We start from the raw sequence: 14,155 nt of genomic DNA, 5'->3' as shown, positions 1-14,155 counted from the left end.
ACCACAAACAGAACACTTGTTCTATTGATTACTGCAAAAATAATCAGTAAAAATAACCCAATTTCTCGAGACGCATGGAAGGATCACCCCATTGCGGATGGGGTGTGCCTTTTGAACTGATGGAATTATAAAGCCCTTTGCCATTCGAATTGGCAAAGGGCTTTGTGATTGAATTGGCGTTATTCTTTCAGAAACCAAACCTCTTTCATATCCACGAACAAATCGATCGGTTCTCCGACGGCAGTTTTTTCAGCTTGTGCGGTCGTCAGCACACATTCCAACAACTGCTTTCGAACTTTTACTATCAGGCTGTATATGCCGCGCCCATACTTCATTTCCTGGACAACGCCCCTCACCCGGGCGTGGCCCGATTGACCGTTTTCCGACGCTTTGATCGCTTCTGGCCTGATGACCATGAAATAATCGCCGTCTGAAAGCGGCAGATGTACAGCGGCTTCCATTATTTTATCGGAAGAGGCGAAATGGCCGTTCTCGATCACACCGCCCAAGATATTTCGCAAGCCAAGGAACGACGCGACCGCTGTCGTTTCAGGGCGTTCGTATAATTCCCGCGCACTGCCGACTTGTTGCAATTTGCCTTCGCCCATGACCGCGATCCGGTCGGATAACGCGAATGCTTCATCGCGGTCATGCGTCACGAACAAAACGGTGACGCGAAATTCTTTTTGGATGCGGCTCAGCAGCTCGCGCATTTCTTGCCTAAGTCCTGGATCGAGCGCGCTGAATGGCTCATCCATCAACAAGACGCGGGGATTAGCCACCAACGCCCTTGCGAGTGCCACGCGCTGCTGCTGCCCTCCGCTCAGTTCGTCGGGAAAGCGGCTGCCGAATCCACTGAGACCGACATGTTCGAGCATTTCACGCGCGGCTTTCAAGCGCTGCTGTTTGCCGACTTTCTGCATTTTCAAGCCGAACGCGACATTGTCTTCGATGGTTTTATGCGGAAACAGCAACGATTGCTGAAACACCATGGCGAATCGTCTCGATTCAGGGGGCACGTTCGTCAAGTTTTCATCCCCCACCCAAAGCTCTCCGCCATCCGCTTCCAATAAGCCCGCGACCAGTTTCAGCAAAGTCGTCTTGCCGCAGCCGGAAGGGCCAAGAAGCGAAAAGAACTCGCCTTCACGAATGGCCAGCCGGACCGGGTGAAGCATGAATGGATTTTCTTCTCTTGCCTGTGCGGATATGTAGCGCTTTTGTATATCGATGATGCGCAAATCGCTCACGGTTTCACTCCTTTCGCCTGCTCTTTCGTAGCTTTATTCCTCTGGTAATAGCGTCTTAACGCTGCATCCATGACGATCAAGGCCAAAATAGCGATCGCTGCATAAAGTAACGAATAAGCTGACGCTACGCCAGGATCTCCCCCACTGATGAACGGAAACAGCAAAATGGGCAGAGTGACCACTTGGCCGGCACCGATGATGAAGGTGATCAAGTATTGGCTCAGGGAAATCAAGACGCTCAAACTCGCGCCAGCCACTATGCCGGGGGCGAGATGCGGCAGCACAACATGAAAGAATCGCGGCATCGCGCCTGCCCCCAACATGCGCGCTTGGTCTTCCCAATCAGTTGATAAGGTTTGATAGCTGATCATGAGCGCCCGGAACATATACGGCAAGGTCGGCGCGATATGCGCCAACACAACTCCCAAAACGGTTTCCGTCAAGCCAAGCCGCAAAAAAGTTAAGTGGATTCCCATGACCGAGATAAACGGCGGAATGATGATCGGCGAAAAAATGATCGCTTCAAACAACCATTTGCCGCGGACCGGATAACGCATCAAGGCGTTGGCGGCCGGGATCGCAAGTGCGATATTGATGGCCGTTACGATCAGCGCAATCGATAAGCTGATGCCGACCGCTTGCCATGTGCGCCCGTCATTCACGACATACTCCCATGCACGAAGGCTCCAGGCTTGCGGAACCACATCCGGCCAGCGCCAGCCGAATGACAGGCTTGTGAAAATCAAGGGAACAAATGGAACGATGACAAAAATGAATACTCCAATGAATAAAAACAAGGACAGGAACCTCGGATGTTTTTTCATTATCCCCATCCCTTCAGCACATTCCAGCGCTTACTGAAGTAATACGTAACAAGGCCCAGCAAAATCGTCATCGCCGCGAGTATCATATTGATAGCGAGCGCTTCGGGACGGTCGGCAAGCGTACCGCTCGTATAAAGCTGATACGAATAAACCGGCAGCACACTCGGATAAGTGACGCCGAGCAGATACGGCACTTCAAAAGCGGAAAACGTAAAGACAAAGACGATGAATGTCGCAACCGTCCATGCCGGCATCATGACAGGCATCACCACTTCACGGATGAATGGCCAGTTGCCCGCTCCAAAAACACGTGACACTTCGCGCCAGGATCCGTGGATGCGTGACAGCACCGGATACAGCATGAGCGAAACAAAAGGCGCTTCTTTCCACGCATAAGTAAAAATGATCCCCCAGCCGAATGGGTCGTTGACGAGCACCGGAAAATCCGCGATGTCGTCGATCCAGCCAATCGCTGCGAGAATTCTCGACACAAAACCGCTTTGCATAAACAGCAGCACGATGATATAACCGGCGACCAGGTGCGGTATGGTCAAGGGCAATTGGAACAGGCGATGCCAGGCTTTCGGTGACTTGGTTCTCATGGCATCATTCAGGAAAAACAATGCTATAGCGACCAGCGCTCCGATGACAGCAGACAAGAGCGATGACAGTGCCGCAACTCGCAGCGTGAGCATCAGCGATTCCCAAAAAGCGCCGGAACTTAAAAGCCTGTCGTAAGCCGCCAAGTTCCAGTCGGTCTGTCCGATCGCAGGAAAATAGCCGAAGCTTTTCAGCAAACCATCAAAAATCCCCCGAAAAACAGGAGGATGATTACACCGGCAGCCGGCAGCAGCAAAAGATAGGGTTTACTCTTTCGCCACATGTTCCGTCCACCCTTTTTCAATGATGTCGATATAATCGGAAGATAATTCAGGTAAGCGGTTTTGTTCCAATTCTTCTATTGGAAGTGTCGCTTTTCCGAGATCCACTTCGTTCATCGCTTGCTGCTCTTCAGGCGACAGCTTCTCTAAATCGAGCGCCGTCAAGTCGCCCCAGTTCTCAGGGGATAATTTGGCGGTTTGGGCGGCTGGCGACATCAGTTCATTGATCGCGACAAGCGCTCCCGCTTTATCCGAGGCGTTGAAGGGAATCGACAGGAAATGCGTATTCGCAAGTGTCCCCCGTCCAATAGATAAGTGCGGGTCGACTCCGGGAACCGCCCTTTCAACACTTCACTTGCAGCGAGTGCCGGGTCGTAGCTCATGGTCATGCCAATTTCACCGCTCGCAAACAATTGGTCTTGTTTCGCCAAGCTTTCCGGGTAGGTTTCGCCCTCCCGCCATAAATACGGCTCGATGCTATTCAAGTATTGCCACATCGGCTTGAGGCGCTGTTCCAAATCTTCTATCTCTGCAGCGGGCTGGGCGTACTGCTCGTGGCCGCCAGTTGTTTCGTACAACACGTGGCGGATAAATGCGCTGCCTGTAAAATCAGGCGGTGCAGGGTACGTGAACTGCCCCGGGTGTTTTTGCACCCAGTCGGCGAGTTCATCCATCGATTTCGGCGGATTTTCGTGTTGGCTTTCATCATGCACGAATACGAATTGCGCCTTGCCCCACGGTGCTTCCAAGCCTTCCACCGGTTCCCCGAAATCCTCGGATACTTCCGGTGCATCCGCATCGACATAGTCGTTGAAATTCGGCAATTGCCCGGTGAAGTCGCCCCACAGCAAGCCCTTGTCTTTTGCGGCTTTGAAGTTTTCGCCGTTGATCCAGACGATGTCCATGCTGCCATCGGTTTTACCGGCCGTTTTTTCGTCGAGCAATTGATTGATGATGTCTTGCGCGTCATTCATCGGCACACGGGTCAATTCAATTCCGTGCTGTTCTTCCATGCGCGGGGCGACCCATTCATCTAAATAATTATTGATGTTGTCGTTTCCGCCCCACATGTACATATTGACTTCCTGGCCTTGTGCCGCTTCTTGAATCACTGCCCAGTCATCTGTCAATAAGCTGTCTGTCTCGGTTCCGTTTCCAGCCTCTTCAGATGAACAGGCTGACAAAGCAAGCGCCATGACGCTAAATGCCGTTATTGGATATAGTTTCATTGGTCCCACGTCCTAATTTCTTTTATGTTGCATCTTTCTCTTTTAAGTCATCCAAGCATTCACGAAGTGTCGCACTCATTCGGGCCCATCCGGTATGCTGCCGTTTTGTCGACTCCAGCGGTTGCGGATCACAATCGGAACGGCAGTCAAGATGATGAATACAACAACCGCCGCTGCAATGACTTTCGGGTTGCCACTGACAAAACTGCTGCCGAGAAAATTATAGGCGAACGTTCCGGGAATGATGCCGATCAATGTCGCGAGTGCGAATGATGGGAACCGCACTTTAGCGATCGCCGCCATATAGCTGATCAAGTCGAAGTTGATGACCGGGATCAACCGGAACAGCAGGACATACAGAAATCCGTTGCGTTCCATTTGCGCCTGGAATTTCGCGGCATTCCCTGTCCAGTCTTTTGTTACGATACTTTTCCCTATCGTTTTAGCGACAACAAAGGACAACATCGCCCCTAAAGTTGCGCCGATGATGGTGTATAGCGTCCCCATCCAAGCCCCAAAAGCCAGGCCGCCGGCAATCGACAATATCGAGGCCGGAAAGAAGATGAGCGGCCTGATGGCATACACAATTATATAAACGATTGGTGCCCATAGCCCGAACGATAAAATCCAGCTGCGCAGACCTTCCGCCTCCACGTCAAAGACCGAACGGCTGAGCCAAATGGCCAAGGCAATTGCCACAGCTAACAGCAACCATTTGATGACGCGCTTGTAATTCATGAATTACGCGTGTGGGTCGAAATGCTGGAATAGCGCTTTGTCATTTCGTCGTAGCGCTTGCGGTTGACTCCTGCGTCTGAATAGCCGACGCGCGAAGCCGAGCGGAACTCGATTTGCTGCGCTGCATCATTAAAGTAGAACTCGATGTCATCCTTGAATTTCATCCGTTTGCTTGTCGCGATAGCATGGATGTAATTGTCGTTCACTTGCGCAATGCGTACGCCTTCGTATCCTTTCAGCATGCCAATCACGTTCTTTTTCGCCTGCTCTTTGCTGCCGTTGTATGGCCACGCTGGAACGAATTTATCGCGGTCAGTCGTCTGGGAGGAAACGGCATTCGGAGTCGAGGGCATTTCCTTGAGGCGGCCATTTTTTACGCCAAGTTTTGGCTTGGCGTTATTTTGGATGGCCATATTGGCTATTCCAATCCCAGCCGCCGCTGCCGCTCCATACAAGCCGATTTTTCCGACAGGCAACTCGCCGTCTTTTGCTTTATTAAAAGTTTTCACTACTGGTTGATTCAGCAAATTATCGACATAGACTTTCTTGCCGATTTTCACCAGCACTTCGCTATACGTCGGATACGGGTGAATGACACTGGACAATTTCCCCATATTGATGCCGAGTGTTTTCAGTGTCTGAATTTGGCTGATGATTTCGCCAGCTCTGTCGCCGAGAATGCTCGCCCCAAGGATATAGCCTTTTTTATCGAGTACGATCTTCACTTTGCCGATCGAGCCTTGTTTCGTATTGGCACGGTCGATATCCGCATAATCGTGTTCGTAAACACGGATCGAGTCGCCGTATTGTTCGCGTGCCTGCGCTTCAGACAAACCAGAATGGCCGAGTTCCGGGTCGGTGTATGTACACCAGGTCACATGGTCGTAATTCATTTTGCGGTTGATCGGCAAAATGGCATTTTGTGTCGCGGTGATGCCTTGTGCGTTCGCCATATGCGATAGTTGATAAGGCCCGACGACATCTCCGATGGCATAGATGCCTTTGGCAGTCGTTTCCATATGTTCATCCACATGGATGCGTTTCTTATCGTACTCGACACCGGCCGTTTCCAGGTTATAGCCCGAGACGTTCGCTTGTCGGCCGAGTGCAACGAGAAGCCCTTCATTTGAAATGGCCATTTGTTTGCCATCTTTCTCGACTGTCAATTCAATTTGACTGCCTTGTTGAGCAGCTTTTACCGCTACTGCGCCCACATGGATTGTCACGCCTTCCTTGATAAGGCGCTGCTGGACCATTAACGCGAGTTCCTCGTCGTCGTTTGACAGGATGCGCTCCGATTTTTCAACCAGCGTCACATTAACGCCGAGACGGTTGAGCGCTTGGCTCATCTCGACACCGATTGGGCCAGCGCCTAAAATGGTCATCGTTTTCGGGAAGGATTCCAGTTTGAAGATCGTTTCATTCGTCAGGTAATCGACTTCGCTCAAGCCATCAATCGGAGGCACCATCGGAGTGGAGCCCGTCGAGAGGATGATCTTTTTCGCTTCAATCGTTTCCCCTTCCACGTCCAATGTATTCGGCCCCGTGAACGTGGCGTAGGCATTGAGAAAGTCGATGCCGGATTTTTTCAATACTTCCGGCGATTCACCGGCGTATACTTTTTGAATGACCTTTTGGATGTCTTTCAATACTTCCGAAGTATCGATTTTTAGCTCAGGTGAATACTTTTTGGCGTGATGGACTTCTTTCGCGATATTGATAAGCGATTTGCTCGGAATGCAGCCGGACCATGTACATTCCCCGCCTGGCAGATTCTTGTCGATGAGAACGGTCTTTTTTGAAAATCCAGCTGCTGTGAAGGCGGCTGTCAGGCCTGCTGCTCCTGCCCCGATAATTGCAATATCATATTTTTTGGCCATTTCTACCAAATCCTTTCTTAGTCGTGAATTAAATACATCTTAACAAAGACTTCTATACACTTACCCTTATTTGCCCTTGAATAGTCTGCTTATAAAAAATCCTCTCAGTTTAAAGAGTTCCGTCGGGGGTATAAACGATGATATGCTCTATACTTAGAATATCTTTTACATGAAAAGGTGAATCATATGCTTGATACATATGCTAGAAAACATGTACAACCAGCAGTCGATAAAACTGCCGATTATCTATTGAAAAAAGGCTGGACGGCTGACGGTGTGACCAAGACGGCATTTGCCATCGGCTTGTCGTCAGGTGTCTTCATCTACCTGGATCAGCCTGCCTTGGCGCTTATCGCGCTTTGGCTATCCGGTTTTTTGGATGTGGTCGACGGGACAATGGCGAGAAAAACAAAACCGTCCCCATGGGGAACGCTCCTCGACATCAGTTTTGACCGGCTGGTGGAAATCAGCGTCATCTTAGGCCTTGCTTTCCGTTTTCCGGATTCGATGTGGGCTTTATTGTTACTGAGCGCATCGATTATCGTCGCCATGACCGTCTTCTTGACCGTCGGGGCACTGTCCGAAAAGCAAGGCATGAAATCATTCTATTATCAAGCCGGTCTTGCAGAACGGACAGAAGGGTTTATCTTATTTAGTTTGATGATCCTCTTGACAGATTATTTGACTGCGACCACCCTATTGTTTATCGCCGTCCAGATTTTCACCATTTTTCAGCGCATGGCCGAAGCCAAACGGATTTTGTCGTAAGGAGTGTTGAACATGAAAATTATCGTCTTGGCCGGCGGCGGCCACGCCCATTTACATTGCCTTGCCCAATTCGCAAAAAAGCCGCGGGAAGATGTGCAATTGGTGCTCATCTCGCCTGCTCCCTATCAATACTATTCAGGGATGTTCTCAGGCTTCACTGAAGGGGTTTACGGTTTGGATGACATTCGCATTGACTTGAATCAACTTGCCAAAAAAATCGGCGTAGCTTTTTATCAAGACACCATCTGTTCCATCGATCCAAAATCCCGCACACTAACAGGTCAGCAAGGCGTGACTTATTCTTATGATGCAGTGTCTTTCGACATCGGGTCACAGGCCGATATCCCCGAAGCGCTAAAAAAATACATCTCGCCAATCAAGCCCAACTACCATTTCCCGGAACAATTGCTGAAGTTCCGGGAATCCGCCAATCCGGTCATTGTGGGAGGCGGCGCATCGGGCGTGGAGTTGGCCTTTTCTACTCACGCCTGGCGCATGCCGCGCCAATTTTCTGCTGCTTTATTGTTCAGTTCCGGCGCGTTGCTGTCGGCTCACGGAGCGGCCGCTTCCAAAAAAGTGGAGGCAATCGCCCGTAAAAAAGCGCTGCCTTTTTTTACGGATATAACAATAGAACAGATTGATGAAATGTCCGTTACCGCGAGCAATGGCGACTCCTACCCCCAATCAGGCGTCCTTTGGCTGACTAGCCCGAAAAGCTCGGCGCTATTCGAGCACTCTGGTATGCCAGTAGACCGCGCCGGGTTTCTCGCTGTCAAAGAGACGCTGCAATCGACACGTTACCCGGAAGTTTTCGGAGCAGGCGACTGCGTCTCGATCGACCGCTATCCAGATCTTGCGAAAAACGGCGTCTATGCAGTCCGCCAAGGCCCTGTGCTATGGGACAACCTATTGCATTTTCTCGATGGAGAGCAATTGGCTTCCTTCATTCCGCAAAAACGTTATGTTGCGATTCTCTCCACAGGCGGCGGTGAAGCTTTATTGACTTACGGCAAATGGAGCATGCATGGCAAATCGGCCTGGAAACTCAAGCAATTGATTGATAGGAAATTCATGAAGCAATACCAGGATCTCTATCGATGAACGATGATTATCTTTCTATTCATATAGCGAAGCCTTTTCAAAAAGCATTGTGGCTTGAGCTTATTCTGCAATCAAATCTTGAAATTTTTTCCCATTCTCGCTATAATTCTTTATACAGTAGTTAAATCACATCCCGCGGCCATCCTGCGGGCCTCCATGACAGCTAGCTGAATGGAAGTTAAAAATGCAGCACAGGCTGCCATATTGGAATTGCGCAGAGTATATACCTGACAATAGAGCTGGGAATAACGCCAAAGAGAATGAATCATTCTTTTTGGCGTCTTTTTTTATGTTATAAGCAGCAAGCAAATGGATAGACGTTTAAATGCAATTCAACGACTGCCTCCACTAATCCCTCTTGCCCTTACAAGCCGAAAGCTCCCAGGGATTCGAAAAGCGCTTCCCAAAGGCCTTCTAAATGACTAGAAAAACACAGAGAAAGTATAACGAACTAGCCGGCAGCGATACGCCGGAAAGGAGCCAGTAATTATGCATGATGCAAGACCTGTTCAATCAGAAGTTTCGGGGTATATTTCAAATCTGCTGCGCCAACATTTTGGCAAAGGCCCGGCTTCTGTTTACGTCACAATGAAAAGGCCTTATATTACGATTCATTTCCGTGGATTTGTCAGCCCCATGGAAAAAATCCTGCTCGATCAAGAAGAAGGCAAACGAGTATTGGAAACACGCAATTTCATGTTCAATGCCTTGAAACCAGAAATTTTAAATGAGCTCTGGGCCATTACCCAGCTGGAATTCACCGAACTATACGCTGACTGGAACTTGACCTTAAAAAGCGGCATGTTCATTGGCGTAATGGGTGAAGAAGACATTAAAGATCCACTAGAATGGCCGGAAGAGGCAGACCGCGACATTTTCCATAAACAAGTGGAACGGGTCAACGAAGAAGCTGCGCGCATCCCGGATACGATCGAAACCATGTGGATGAGCAATCGAACTTTGCTGTTAAAGCGCAGCGGCGTTTTGGTGGGCATCGAAAAAGCATTAATTGAGGAAGGGTTTATTGAAATCCTGAAATTGACGAAACGCCCTTTGGAACAAAAACTTCTGAAAGCCGCTCCGTTGAACCATTCCTTGCAGAGGGAGATTGATGAAATTTTCATGGATTGGAACTTTAGCCAAGACGTCGGATATATTGCGTTCATCCTTTCCGCTGAACCCCGGCTCTAAAAAACAGCGCCGTCACCCACCTTTATTCAATGAAGGCTCCAGCAAGCGAATTCCCTATCCACACAAGTAAAAGTATCGATAGACCTGAAGCTCCTTGCCACAGCGATTGGCCACTCTCCTAAGTTTTGTGTTAAAGATTGCCTAAAACGGGTATGGCTTACTACACAAACTAAAAAGGAGGAAGTTTATATGGATCCGATTATCTGGCTTTACATAGCACTTGGAATCATTGTCCTTGGCCTGATTGTCGCCGTCGTCGGTGTCGTCATGCTGCTATCCGGCATCAAGGAGCCGATGAAAGAAATGAAAGGGTCGGCAGACAACTTGAAAGGCCGCATGGACAAACTGATGCTTGAGACGACTCATTTGCAGCACACGACAAATGAATTGAAAGAAGACATCCAGCAAAAATCCGAGAAAGTGGCCGTCTTGGTCGACGGGGCAAAAGGAACGATCAATTCATTCGTCGACATGAATTCGGTGGTCCGCAGCATTACGTCTGGCATTTCCAAAAAAGTCGAAGACGATCCCGCCAACCGTTTTCAAGTCAACCAGTACAGCAATAATGCAGCAGGCTTAATGAGATATCTGGACAAGAAAAAAAGCCAGGATCAAGCTTATAATCCAGAATCCACCGTCCGAAAAGAACAAATCAAAACGTATTAATTGTTTTGCAAACAGCTCACCCCCTTCCCGTCTCGATTACGGAAAGGGGGTTTTTAATGCTTTACGGATAAATGGGTATGTATTTATCAATACTTAATTTGACAACATAAATTAATAAAAAGATAATAAGAATATATTACCATTTAAATTGTACATATTTGCCACCACTCTATTGGCGGCATTGATGGATTTTTCACATTGACCTGGAGGTGCTTCTATTCACATGATCATGAAAACGAACAAATTATTCATTCTCTCCGCAACGCTTCTCTGGTTGGCTGGCTGCTCTGCAGCAGATGACAATGCACAGCAAAAAGAAGAAACGGCCGCCGACTCCCCTTCTGCTACGGAAGAATCGGCTGTAGAAATCAATGAAGTCGATACATCTTCGCTTCAATTTTCAACGGTTGAAGAGCGATTGCAGCTGGATTTGGCAAATGCGCCGTATAGCGGTGAACAGTATGAGAAAGACGCCGTGTTGGAACAAATGGCAGATCAGACTGAAAAGCAATCGGCAGAAGCTGTTTATTTGGAAATGCTGGCACTGGCCGGCGAAGATTACCGGGAATTTGAGGAATTTATCTCCAATGTCGATACGTCTTTTGAATCGGCAAGCGCACAGCCGGGCGAAGTGAATGGACAAGGATCGCCTGAACAACAAGTTAATATCGCTGTTCTTTTTGACTCCAGCGGCAGCATGGCAGCTGATGTCGGCGGCATCCCTAAAATTCAATCCGCAAAAGAGGCAGTCGATTCTTTCGTTAGTGGACTGCCTAACTCGGCAAACGTCTCCCTCACGGTATATGGCCATAAAGGGACAGATAAAGCCGCAGATAAAGAACAGTCCTGCGAAGCGATTGAAGAAGTGTACGAATTGGGCGAATTCGATGAAGAGCAGTTCACCGCTGCGCTCGATTCGTTCTCACCTGCGGGTTGGACTCCCCTTGCCTCTGCCTTGGCATCCGCACAGAATCATTTCGATGACCAGAGCGGGGAGTCTGAAAACCTGATCTATGTGGTGAGCGATGGCATGGAGACGTGCAATGGCAACCCGGTGAAACAGGCGGAGCAATTGAACCAGTCCGGCGCAAAAGCGATAGTCAACATCATCGGTTTCGACGTAGAAAATGATGGGCAGAAACAATTGAAAGATGTAGCTGATGCTGGCGACGGCACTTATTCTACCGTGCGCAATGACCAGGAGCTAAAAGCATTTTTTGAGAAGGAAACGACGAGAATCATTAACGAATGGTACCAATGGGAATCCGAGAATCTAAATAAAGTGTACAAGTCCGAAACCGAACGGATCAACGAATTATACGACCAGGAGACCGAATTCATCAATGCGACATATGACGAAGAAACCCGATTCAAGGAACTGAGTTATGAATTAGAAGAAGCTGCCGAAATCGACGGGGCGGCAGTCCGCAAGCTGATTAGCGCGACCGCGATCGATATGAGGCAATTTGCGCGAGAAACTTCCAATGATTTGCGCAAAGAACTTCGCAGCGGCGGCAACGATCATAGAGAAGAAACGCGCGATAAAGCGAAAGAGGAACGTGAAGAGTTGCGGGAAAACGGAGACTGAAACGCTGCGGATTTTCGACTGCGAACCTGTTGGCTTCTTTGACATTTTCGTTGCTTAGGAAGTATAAAAAAGACAGCCAAGGGGCTGTCTTTTTTTCGTGCGGGATTATAATCGGTAAAAAAAGAACTTGCGGGACATTATCAACCCACTTGCGAATAGCAATAAAGCCACGTACGCTGGCAAGATATGGATAAAGCTCGTATAGCCGATGACGTAATGAATGATGATGGCTGCACCGAACGCCGGCAGGCCGCCAAACAGAAACGTGTACCAGACCCACCGCTGCCCTTCCTGGAATCCCCAAAGCGCGAGCATCAACACGAGCAATCCGACACTGATCAAGGCACTGCCAAGCCCCGCACGGTCATGTGCAATTACAGGGATGAGCCGTTCGTTTATGGAAGCAATTTGTTCAGGGCTCATGCAGATATAGGCGATGTCGGTTTGGACGAATACGCCGTTCACGCCGATCGTCGAAATGACAAGCCCGGCTGCTGCGAGCGCAAATCCGAGTGAGACAAACGCCAGCTGTCCCCACAAGCTTTGTTTCCAGGCTTGGTGGTTCGTGCGGTTGCGCGAAGACGAATGTCCGCTATGATTTTTCGATGCCTGGTAGCCTTTCCAAAAAAACGGCAATAGAATGAGCCAAAGAATGCCGTGGAGCCAATCGAAATAACCGAATCCGATGAACAGTAAAATGCCGAGGAATCCCAATACGCCTGCAAAGTGTATGGCGCGTTTCGCCCATTGCAGGCCGTGACGGACCCCGTGCCTCGCCAATTGCATATAGAGAATGCCGCCCGACACCATGGTCCCGGCAACGGTCATTCGGTCATGCTGCATGAAACGGTAAATATTCGGATTGATCGCCATAAGTTCTTCTCGCGATAAGTTCAAAAATGCCTCGTCATAAGGCATGAGGACGAGGGTCATGCTGACAAGCATGGCCGCGGCCCCGCCAAGGAACATGAACAATCCGAATAGCCAATGCCAAATCCAGCCATCGTACACTGGAGGCGAAGCTGTTCGTTGGTCGAGCAAGCCTTCATTGATGCGTTTCGGCAATCCGGGTCCGGTCCTGACATACCCGCTAGAGAGCATCATTAAATCCACTCCAGCCCCGTATAAAGCCAGCGCATCTTTCGGCTCAACGATACCGCCCGAGACGATGACCGGCACTTTGCTGTGCTGTCGGATGGCGGATACTTGTTCAGCCAGCAGTCCAGCTTGTTCGATCGGATATTCAATGCCTTCGCCCGTGTCTATTCCCAGTTCATCGATGACGATTCCATCTATGTATGACTCAGTAACCGCCAACTCCAAAATAGCCGCATCGATTCTACGCACGGAATAAGCGCATAATATCGGCTTGCCGTTAATCGCTTCTTTTAAAGACTTCCGCTGTTCCTCGCTGAACGGCTCTTCAATGATAAACGCTTCTCCATACGCGGACAGCTTGTTCAATAAAGAACACGTTTGTTCCAAAGAACCGCTTTTTTCTATCCGGATGAAAATCGGCTTACTGAACGGTTTCAGCTTCTCGAGCTTATCGATCGTTCGCTTGAGGCCCGGTGATTCTAGATGGTATGGAAAAACCAAATGATCTTTTGAGTCGCTGAATGATGGCGAACCCGCTTCCACTGGTTCCCACGACACCGGACCGACCTCGATAAAGCCCATTCCCAAATGGCTGAATGCCTTGGTTCCGGAAAGCAAAGGGTCGATTTTTCCGCTTAAGCCGACGGGGTTGGCGATCTTTAACCCAAAAATCTCCGTTTCCAGCTGCTTGGCTGGAGCCGTGTGCCCCAAATATTCAATCAACTTGCTGCCGCCAGGAATTGAGGCAATTCTGTGCATGCCCTTATGGATAAATTCTCTCCCGTCTTTTGCCGGCAAGCGGGAAAGTGCCGGTTCAAACATCGTATGATAAGTCCAATCCGGCAAGAAAATCACGTCCTAAATCAAAGTATGCTGTTATTCTATCGCATTTCACAAGGCGAAAGCGCAAATTTCATGAAAAAACCGTTTAGATCCACACATCA

13 protein-coding genes are annotated in these 14,155 nt (G+C 49.2%); 5 read left to right on the top strand and 8 right to left on the bottom strand.

Features of this window, described 5'->3' with window-relative positions; all coding sequences use genetic code 11:
- Positions 1 to 179 precede the first annotated feature (179 nt).
- The 7 genes from BBI15_RS08360 to BBI15_RS08335 form a co-directional block, all read right to left on the bottom strand.
- A complete protein-coding gene (locus BBI15_RS08360) occupies positions 180 to 1,247 on the bottom strand; it encodes an ABC transporter ATP-binding protein (protein WP_068869145.1) in 1,068 nt (355 codons plus the stop codon).
- Entirely contained in the window at positions 1,244 to 2,071 is an 828-nt protein-coding gene (locus BBI15_RS08355) for an ABC transporter permease (RefSeq protein ID WP_068869144.1), read from the bottom strand. Before BBI15_RS08355 ends, BBI15_RS08360 begins: the two co-directional genes overlap by 4 nt.
- Positions 2,071 to 2,868, bottom strand: coding sequence for an ABC transporter permease (locus tag BBI15_RS08350; protein WP_237150850.1), 798 nt, complete (start codon positions 2,866 to 2,868; stop codon positions 2,071 to 2,073). Before BBI15_RS08350 ends, BBI15_RS08355 begins: the two co-directional genes overlap by 1 nt.
- Before the next feature lie 69 nt (positions 2,869 to 2,937).
- Positions 2,938 to 3,168, bottom strand: coding sequence for a hypothetical protein (locus tag BBI15_RS16640; RefSeq protein WP_237150849.1), 231 nt, complete (start codon positions 3,166 to 3,168; stop codon positions 2,938 to 2,940).
- Positions 3,168 to 4,181: an ABC transporter substrate-binding protein gene (locus BBI15_RS08345; protein WP_237150848.1), complete on the bottom strand. Its 1,014-nt coding sequence runs from the start codon at positions 4,179 to 4,181 to the stop codon at positions 3,168 to 3,170. Before BBI15_RS08345 ends, BBI15_RS16640 begins: the two co-directional genes overlap by 1 nt.
- 75 nt (positions 4,182 to 4,256) lie before the next feature.
- A complete protein-coding gene (locus BBI15_RS08340; RefSeq protein WP_068869143.1) occupies positions 4,257 to 4,919 on the bottom strand; it encodes a TVP38/TMEM64 family protein in 663 nt (220 codons plus the stop codon).
- On the bottom strand, positions 4,916 to 6,799 hold the full coding sequence (locus BBI15_RS08335) for an FAD-dependent oxidoreductase (protein WP_068869142.1): 1,884 nt from the start codon (positions 6,797 to 6,799) through the stop codon (positions 4,916 to 4,918). The genes BBI15_RS08340 and BBI15_RS08335 overlap by 4 nt, the downstream gene beginning before the upstream one ends.
- A 186-nt stretch (positions 6,800 to 6,985) precedes the next feature.
- Here BBI15_RS08335 and BBI15_RS08330 point away from each other — a divergent pair, with 186 nt between their 5' ends.
- The 5 genes from BBI15_RS08330 to BBI15_RS08310 all read left to right on the top strand — a co-directional run bounded on the left by BBI15_RS08330 (position 6,986) and on the right by BBI15_RS08310 (position 12,113).
- On the top strand, positions 6,986 to 7,567 hold the full coding sequence (locus tag BBI15_RS08330) for a CDP-alcohol phosphatidyltransferase family protein (RefSeq protein WP_068869141.1): 582 nt from the start codon (positions 6,986 to 6,988) through the stop codon (positions 7,565 to 7,567).
- Positions 7,568 to 7,579: 12 nt separating this feature from the next.
- Positions 7,580 to 8,668 (top strand): FAD-dependent oxidoreductase, encoded by a 1,089-nt coding sequence (locus tag BBI15_RS08325; RefSeq protein WP_068869140.1) that lies wholly within the window; start codon positions 7,580 to 7,582, stop codon positions 8,666 to 8,668.
- A gap of 489 nt (positions 8,669 to 9,157) precedes the next feature.
- On the top strand, positions 9,158 to 9,859 hold the full coding sequence (locus BBI15_RS08320; RefSeq protein WP_068869139.1) for a Na-translocating system protein MpsC family protein: 702 nt from the start codon (positions 9,158 to 9,160) through the stop codon (positions 9,857 to 9,859).
- A 189-nt stretch (positions 9,860 to 10,048) separates the two neighbouring features.
- Complete coding sequence (locus BBI15_RS08315) at positions 10,049 to 10,525, top strand: DUF948 domain-containing protein (protein WP_068869138.1); 477 nt, start codon at positions 10,049 to 10,051, stop codon at positions 10,523 to 10,525.
- 223 nt (positions 10,526 to 10,748) lie between these two features.
- Complete coding sequence (locus BBI15_RS08310; protein ID WP_068869137.1) at positions 10,749 to 12,113, top strand: vWA domain-containing protein; 1,365 nt, start codon at positions 10,749 to 10,751, stop codon at positions 12,111 to 12,113.
- 105 nt (positions 12,114 to 12,218) lie between these two features.
- Here the strand turns inward: BBI15_RS08310 and BBI15_RS08305 are convergent, their stop codons facing one another.
- Positions 12,219 to 14,057, bottom strand: a complete 1,839-nt coding sequence (locus BBI15_RS08305; RefSeq protein ID WP_068869136.1) for a beta/alpha barrel domain-containing protein — start codon at positions 14,055 to 14,057, stop codon at positions 12,219 to 12,221.
- Between the last annotated feature and the right edge of the window lie 98 nt (positions 14,058 to 14,155).

The organism is Planococcus plakortidis (genome assembly GCF_001687605.2).
Classification (GTDB): Bacteria; Bacillota; Bacilli; order Bacillales_A; family Planococcaceae; genus Planococcus; species Planococcus plakortidis.
Note: the sequence above shows the minus strand (reverse complement) of the source record. Positions and strands in the feature narration are given on the sequence as shown.

Excerpts from the sequence above, each read along its gene's own strand:
- BBI15_RS08355 (WP_068869144.1), bottom strand. The coding sequence starts at position 2,071 with ATGAAAAAACATCCGAGGTTCCTGTCCTTGTTTTTATTCATTGGAGTA.
- BBI15_RS16640 (WP_237150849.1), bottom strand. The coding sequence starts at position 3,168 with ATGTCGCCAGCCGCCCAAACCGCCAAATTATCCCCTGAGAACTGGGGC.
- BBI15_RS08345 (WP_237150848.1), bottom strand. The coding sequence starts at position 4,181 with ATGAAACTATATCCAATAACGGCATTTAGCGTCATGGCGCTTGCTTTG.
- BBI15_RS08340 (WP_068869143.1), bottom strand. The coding sequence starts at position 4,919 with ATGAATTACAAGCGCGTCATCAAATGGTTGCTGTTAGCTGTGGCAATT.
- BBI15_RS08335 (WP_068869142.1), bottom strand. The coding sequence starts at position 6,799 with ATGGCCAAAAAATATGATATTGCAATTATCGGGGCAGGAGCAGCAGGC.
- BBI15_RS08330 (WP_068869141.1), top strand. The coding sequence starts at position 6,986 with ATGCTTGATACATATGCTAGAAAACATGTACAACCAGCAGTCGATAAA.
- BBI15_RS08325 (WP_068869140.1), top strand. The coding sequence starts at position 7,580 with ATGAAAATTATCGTCTTGGCCGGCGGCGGCCACGCCCATTTACATTGC.
- BBI15_RS08320 (WP_068869139.1), top strand. The coding sequence starts at position 9,158 with ATGCATGATGCAAGACCTGTTCAATCAGAAGTTTCGGGGTATATTTCA.
- BBI15_RS08315 (WP_068869138.1), top strand. The coding sequence starts at position 10,049 with ATGGATCCGATTATCTGGCTTTACATAGCACTTGGAATCATTGTCCTT.
- BBI15_RS08310 (WP_068869137.1), top strand. The coding sequence starts at position 10,749 with ATGATCATGAAAACGAACAAATTATTCATTCTCTCCGCAACGCTTCTC.